Consider the following 6,583-nt stretch of genomic DNA (forward strand, 5'->3'; position numbering starts at 1 on the left):
GGGCCCGGCGATGAACCTCCTGATCGCCGTCGTCCTCCTCGGCGTGCTGACGACGACGATCGGCACCGCCCTCGCCCCCACGACGCGCGTGCAGACCGTCAGCGAGTGCGTCCTGCCCGCGACGTCGCCGCGACCGCGCTCGCCTGACGGAACGGGCCCTGCCCGGGCCGTGCCGGGGCCCCGCCCGGGCGACCCGGGCCGACCGGGACCAGTCCGGCGGCGCGCCGGCGCCGAACGCTGTGGACGACGGCAGCGGGAGGCGCGGTGCACGAGGTTCCCTCAGGAGACGGCGCCCCCGTGCCGATCACCAGGGCGAAGCGGCCGCACACCCGCGGTCAGACCACCCGGAGGTTCAGCGTGTCCACCGTGCTCGTCTGCGACGACGTCCTGCCCGTGCGGGAGGCGCTGCGCCGCCAGGTCGGCTCCGTGCCGGGCGTCACCCGGACGGCCGGTGCCGCCGGCGGTGGCGCCGCCGCCCGGACCGCCCCCGGCGGCCCGCCGGACGTCGTCCTCATGTCCTGCTCGCACCCGCGGGCGGCCGAGCACATCCGCTCCTGGATGCAGGCGCGGCCCCAGACGGCCGTCATCGCGGTCGTCGCCCCGGGTGACGGCGACACGGCGGGCGCCGCCATGGCCGCCGGCGCGTGCGCCGTCCTCGTCCGCGAGCCCAGCACGCCCGAGCTGACGGCCGTCCTCCACCACGCCATGTCGGTGAGCGACGCCCGCCGGGCGGCCGTCGCCGCGACGGCCCAGGAGGACGTCCCGGTGCTCACCGAGCGCGAGCAGCAGGTCCTCGCCGGCATGAGCCGCGGCCGCAGCAACGGCGAGATCGGCAAGGAGCTCTTCCTCTCGGAGGACACGGTCAAGACCCACGCGCGCCGGCTGTTCCGCAAGCTCGGCGCGGCCGACCGCGCGCACGCGGTCGCCATCGGCTTCCGCGCCGGCCTCGTGCGCTGAGCCCGGCTCCCGCGGGCGCAGGGGGCTCGCGGGACCCGGGCTCGCGCACGGGCGCGGGCGCCCGGGAGCTGCGCCCGCGAGGTGCGCCCCAGGAGAGGCGCCAGGAGAGGCGCCGGCAGGGGCGAGGGCGAGGGGCGTCGGCGAGGGGCGCGGACGGTCGTACGATCGCTGCACGCAGCGTCGCGTCCGCAGCCGTCCCCCGTCCCCAGGGAGCCCCCGCCGTGCCGGACATGCCCGCCGACCCCTTCGCCCGCACGGGTCTCACCTACGACGACGTGCTGCTCCTGCCCGCGGAGAGCGACGTCATCCCCAGCGAGGCCGACACGACCACGCGGGTCTCGCGGCGTGTCGAGGTCCGGGTGCCGCTGCTGTCGTCGGCGATGGACACGGTGACCGAGGCGCGGATGGCGATCGCCATGGCCCGCCAGGGCGGCCTCGGCGTGCTGCACCGCAACCTCTCGATCGAGGACCAGGCCGACCAGGTCGACCTCGTCAAGCGCTCCGAGGCCGGGATGATCACCAAGCCGGTGACGACGTCGCCCGGCGCGACGCTCTCCGAGGTGGACGCGGCGTGCGCGCGCTACCGGGTCTCGGGCCTGCCGGTCGTCGACGACGCCGGCGTGCTCGTCGGCATCGTCACCAACCGCGACCTGCGCTGGGAGCCCGACCACAGCCGCGCCGTCGCCGACGTCATGACGCCCATGCCGCTCGTCACGGCGCCCGTCGGCGCCGACCGCGAGACCGCGATGCGGCTGCTGCGCGAGCACAAGGTCGAGAAGCTGCCGATCGTCGACGCCGACGGCCGCCTGCGCGGGCTCATCACCGTCAAGGACTTCACCAAGGCCGAGCAGTACCCGCTCGCCACCAAGGACGAGCGCGGCCGCCTGCGCGTGGCCGCCGCCGTCGGCTTCTTCGACGACGCCTGGCAGCGCTCGATGGCGCTGGTCGACGCCGGCGTGGACGTCCTCGTCGTCGACACCGCCCACGGGCACAGCCGCGGGGTCGCCGACATGGTGGCCCGGCTCAAGGCCGAGCCCGCCGCGGCGCACGTCGACGTCGTCGGCGGCAACGTCGCGACCCGCGAGGGCGCCCAGGCGCTCGTGGACGCCGGCGCCGACGGCGTCAAGGTCGGCGTGGGCCCCGGCTCCATCTGCACGACCCGCGTCGTCGCGGGCGTCGGCGTCCCGCAGGTCAGCGCCATCTGGGAGGCGGCCCAGGCGTGCCGCCCCGCGGGCGTGCCCCTCATCGGCGACGGCGGCCTGCAGCACTCCGGCGACATCGCCAAGGCCCTCGTCGCGGGCGCCGACGCCGTCATGCTCGGCTCGCTCCTGGCCGGCTGCGACGAGAGCCCGGGCGACCTCGTCTTCATCGGCGGCAAGCAGTACAAGGGCTACCGCGGCATGGGCTCTCTCGGTGCGGCGCAGAAGCGCGGCCGGGCGCGCTCTTACTCCAAGGACCGCTACTTCCAGGGCGACGTCGACGACGACGCCTTCATCCCCGAGGGGATCGAGGGGCAGGTGCCCTACCGCGGCCCGCTGTCGGCCGTGGCGCACCAGCTCGTCGGCGGCCTGCGGCAGTCGATGTTCTACACGGGCGCCCGGTCCGTGCCGGAGCTGCGGGCCCGTGGCCGCTTCACCCGCATCACACCCGCGGGCCTCAAGGAGAGCCACCCGCACGACGTGCAGATGACGGTCGAGGCGCCCAACTACGGGCGCCGCTGACGCCCTCGCGCACGGCGGGCGGCCGGGGCCGGGCCGCGGCGTCGTCCGCCGTCGGCGGTCGCCACTAGCCTGCGCGGGTGGCTGAGATCGAGATCGGACGCGGCAAGCGGGCGCGGCGCACCTACTCCTTCGACGACGTCGCCGTCGTCCCGAGCCGGCGCACGCGCGACCCGGAGGACGTCTCCACGTCCTGGCAGATCGACGCCTACGCCTTCGAGGTCCCGGTGCTGTCGGCGCCGATGGACTCGGTCACCTCGCCCGCGACGGCGGTGGCGCTGGGCCGGCTCGGGGGCCTCGGCGTGCTCGACCTCGAGGGCCTGTGGACCCGGTACGCGGACCCGGAGCCGCTGCTCGAGGAGATCGCCTCGCTGGCCGACGGCGACGCCACGCGGCGCATGCAGGAGCTCTACTCCCGCGACATCGACCCCGACCTCGTCGCCCAGCGCCTGCGCGAGGTCCGCGAGGCCGGCGTCACCGTCGCCGGGGCCCTGAGCCCGCAGCGCACGCAGCAGCTGTGGAAGACCGTCGTCGACGCCGGCGTCGACCTCTTCGTCATCCGCGGCACCACGGTCTCGGCCGAGCACGTCTCCTCGCGCAGCGAGCCGCTCAACCTCAAGAAGTTCATCTACGAGCTCGACGTGCCCGTCGTCGTGGGCGGCGCCGCCTCGCACACCGCCGCGCTGCACCTCATGCGCACGGGCGCCGCCGGCGTCCTCGTCGGCTTCGGCGGGGGAGCGGCCAGCACCACCCGCACGACCCTCGGCATCCACCCGCCCATGGCCAGCGCCGTCGCCGACGTCGCGGGGGCGCGCCGCGACTACCTCGACGAGTCCGGCGGCCGGTACGTGCACGTCATCGCCGACGGCGGCGTCGGCCGCTCGGGCGACCTCGTCAAGGCCATCGCCTGCGGGGCGGACGCCGTCATGCTCGGCGCCGCGCTCGCGCGCGCCGAGGAGGCCCCGGGGCGCGGCTGGCACTGGGGTCCGGAGGCCCACCACGGCGAGCTGCCGCGCGGCGAGCGGGTGCGGGTGGGCACGGCCGCGCCGCTGGCCGAGATCCTCTCCGGGCCGGGGCGCACGGCCGACGGCACCACCAACCTCGTCGGCGCCCTGCGCCGCGCCATGGCGACCACGGGGTACTCCGACCTCAAGGAGATGCAGCGCTGCGAGGTCGTCGTCAGCCCCTACCAGCCGGGCTGACCGCGGGGCGGCGCGGGCGGGCTGGCAGGCTGGCCGCATGAGCAGCGCTGCCGACGACGCCCCCACCTCCCCGGCCGGCCCGTCCGGCGGCTGGTCGCCCGACCGCGTCGGCGACCAGTCCGGGCGCACGGCCCTCGTCACGGGCGCCAACAGCGGCCTGGGGCTGGAGGTGTCGGCCGTCCTCGCCGCCGCGGGCGCCCGCGTCGTCATGACGGCGCGGTCCCGGGAGAAGGGGGACGCCGCGCTCGAGCAGGTGCGGCGCCGCGCGCCGGGCGCGCAGGTCGAGCTCCAGCTGCTCGACCTGGCGTCGCTGCGCAGCGTCGCGGACCTCGCGACCCGCATGACGGCGAGCCTCGGGGCCCACGGGCTCGACCTGCTCGTCAACAACGCCGGGGTCATGGCGGTGCCCCGCTCGACCACCGAGGACGGGTTCGAGCTGCAGCTCGGCACGAACTTCCTCGGCCACTTCGCCCTCACCGGGCGCCTGCTCGGCCCGCTCCTGCAGAGCGAGTCCGCGGGCCGGCGGCCGCGCGTCGTCAGCCTGTCGAGCATGGCGCACCGCTTCGGGCGGATCACCCCCGACGACCTCATGCGCGAGAAGCGCTACGGGGCGTGGAGCGCCTACGGGCAGTCCAAGCTGGCCGACCTCATGTTCGCGCTCGAGCTGGACCGGCGCGCCGAGCGGGCCGGGCGCGAGCTCGTCAGCGTCGCCGCCCACCCGGGCATCTCGGCCACCAACCTCTTCACCGGCGGCCCCCTCGGGCGGCTCCCGTCGCCGGTGCGCTCCGCGCTGGGGCGCGTGGGCGAGCTCGTCATGCAGAGCCCGGAGGCGGGCGCCTGGCCGGTGCTGCGCGCGGCGACGGCGCCCGACGTCGTCGGCGGGGAGTACTACGGGCCGGCCGGGGCCGGGGAGCGCAGCGGCCCGCCCGTGCGCGTCGGCACGTCCGCGGGCGCGCAGGACGTCGACACGGCGCGCTGGCTGTGGGAGGAGGCCGTGCGCCTCACCGGCGTCGGCTTCCACGAGCTCGACCCCGCCTGAGCCGGGCGGCTCCCCACCGGCGCCGGCCTCCCGGCCGGTGCCCAGCCGGGCGCCGTACCGTGGTGGGGTGCGCCCGACCGAGACCCGCGGACCCGCGGGCGTCGTCCGGACGGCGCTGCGCCCGCGGATGCTCGCGCTGCTGGCCCTCGCGCTGGGGCTCGCGGTCGTCTTCGCCGAGCTGGGGTCCTGGCAGCTCGGCCGGGCGCGCACCGGGCAGCAGGCACCGCCCGAGCGCGCAGTGGTGCCGCTGCAGCAGGTCCTCGCCCCCCAGGAGGCCCTGTCCGCCGAGTCGGTGGCGGGGCCCGTCGCCGTCCGCGGCACGTGGGCGGACGTGCCGCAGCAGCTCGTCGTGGGCCGCGCGGCGGACGGGTCGCCGGGCGACGGCGCGTGGGTCCTCGCCGCCGTGGAGGTCCCGGACGCCGACCCCGCTGGCCTCGACCCCGCTGACCTCGACCCCGCTGCCGGCGACCCGGCCGCCGGGCATCCGGTCGCGGCTCCGGGGGACGGCGGCGCCCTGCTGCCCGTGGTCCTCGGGTGGGTGCCCGACGCCGACGCCGCCGCGGGCGCCCCGCCCGCACCGACGGGTGCCGCCGACCTCGTCGGCGAGCTCGCCGTCTCCGAGGACCCCCGGGGCCTGGTCGGGCTGCCGGCCGGGCGGCTGGCGGCGGCCAGCTCGGCGGACCTCCTCAACGTCTGGGACGGGCGCGTCTACGCCGGGTACCTCGTGCCGGACGCCCCGTCGCAGGAGGCCCTGGCGCTGTCCTCCCGGGCGCCGGGCGCCCGGGCCGTCCCGCCGCCGGAGCGGGAGAGCGGGACGAACCTGCAGAACGTCTCCTACGCCTTCCAGTGGTGGGTCTTCGCCGCCTTCGCCGTGCTCATGTGGCTGCGCGTCGTCCACGACGTCCACCGCCGTGCGCTCGAGCGCGCCGAGGACGAGGCCGAGGAGCGGGCGGCTGCGCAGGAGCCGCGGGCCACCGGCGGCGCCGCCGACCCGGAGCGCTCGGACGACCCCGGCGGCCCCGCCGACGACCGCCCCGCCCACGACCATCCCGCGCACGACCATCCCGCGCACGACCGTCCCGCGGACGACCGCCCCGCCGACCGCGACCCCGCCGACCGCCGCGCCCAGGAGGCCTCCCGGTGAGCACCGGACGACCCACCCCGCCCGCCCCCACCGGCGCCCGCGCCCGCCGCCTGCGCGAGGCGAGCCTCGGCCCGGCGCTCACGCGCTACCGGGTCATGGCGATCGTCACCGGCGTCTTCCTGCTCGTCGTCACCGTGCAGCTCGTCGTCCGCGAGGTCTTCGGGCCGGAGATCCTCGGCAGCTGGGTCGCCATCGCGCACGGCTGGATCTACATCGTCTACCTCGTGACGGTCGTCGACATGTGGTCGCGCCTGCGGTGGGGGCCGGCCCGCCTGGCGGGGCTCGTCCTGGCGGGCGTCGTGCCCTTCGTCTCCTTCGTCGTCGAGCACCGCGTCACGCAGGAGGTCCGCGCCCTGCTGCGCCAGCTGGCCCAGCAGCGCGACGGCGCCTGACCGGCACCGGGTGCCGAGCGGCGGCGGCGCCGTCGCCCACGGCCACTAGCCTGGCGCGCGTGAGCGAGCCCACCCGTGAGGCCACCGGCGACCCGAGCGCCGCCGACCCGGGCGCCCCGGGCCCCGACGAC

General features: G+C 77.4%; 6 protein-coding genes. All 6 read left to right on the forward strand.

Going from position 1 to position 6,583, the window contains the following annotated elements:
• Window positions 1-357: 357 nt before the first annotated feature.
• The 6 genes from HLB09_RS11205 to HLB09_RS11230 all read left to right on the forward strand — a co-directional run bounded on the left by HLB09_RS11205 (window position 358) and on the right by HLB09_RS11230 (window position 6,452).
• Window positions 358-957 carry a LuxR C-terminal-related transcriptional regulator gene (locus tag HLB09_RS11205; RefSeq protein ID WP_171203457.1) on the forward strand — a complete coding sequence of 200 codons (600 nt, stop codon included), beginning with the start codon at window positions 358-360 and terminating at the stop codon, window positions 955-957.
• 230 nt (window positions 958-1,187) lie between these two features.
• Window positions 1,188-2,678 carry an IMP dehydrogenase gene (gene guaB, locus HLB09_RS11210; protein ID WP_171203458.1) on the forward strand — a complete coding sequence of 497 codons (1,491 nt, stop codon included), beginning with the start codon at window positions 1,188-1,190 and terminating at the stop codon, window positions 2,676-2,678.
• 77 nt (window positions 2,679-2,755) lie between these two features.
• Window positions 2,756-3,877, forward strand: coding sequence for a GuaB3 family IMP dehydrogenase-related protein (locus HLB09_RS11215; protein WP_171203459.1), 1,122 nt, complete (start codon window positions 2,756-2,758; stop codon window positions 3,875-3,877).
• A 37-nt stretch (window positions 3,878-3,914) separates the two neighbouring features.
• Window positions 3,915-4,916, forward strand: coding sequence for an oxidoreductase (locus HLB09_RS11220; RefSeq protein WP_171203460.1), 1,002 nt, complete (start codon window positions 3,915-3,917; stop codon window positions 4,914-4,916).
• A 67-nt stretch (window positions 4,917-4,983) separates the two neighbouring features.
• Entirely contained in the window at window positions 4,984-6,060 is a 1,077-nt protein-coding gene (locus tag HLB09_RS11225; RefSeq protein WP_171203461.1) for an SURF1 family cytochrome oxidase biogenesis protein, read from the forward strand.
• Window positions 6,057-6,452 carry a DUF3817 domain-containing protein gene (locus HLB09_RS11230; RefSeq protein ID WP_171203462.1) on the forward strand — a complete coding sequence of 132 codons (396 nt, stop codon included), beginning with the start codon at window positions 6,057-6,059 and terminating at the stop codon, window positions 6,450-6,452. Before HLB09_RS11225 ends, HLB09_RS11230 begins: the two co-directional genes overlap by 4 nt.
• The last annotated feature ends 131 nt before the right edge of the window (window positions 6,453-6,583 follow it).

Origin of the sequence: Pseudokineococcus marinus (genome assembly GCF_013004605.1) — a bacterium.
GTDB classification, from domain to species: Bacteria; Actinomycetota; Actinomycetes; order Actinomycetales; family Quadrisphaeraceae; genus Pseudokineococcus; species Pseudokineococcus marinus.

What these genes read in the sequence shown, in the direction of transcription:
- guaB (WP_171203458.1), top strand. Translation starts at nt 1,188, where the DNA reads ATGCCCGCCGACCCCTTCGCCCGCACGGGTCTCACCTACGACGACGTG.
- HLB09_RS11220 (WP_171203460.1), top strand. Translation starts at nt 3,915, where the DNA reads ATGAGCAGCGCTGCCGACGACGCCCCCACCTCCCCGGCCGGCCCGTCC.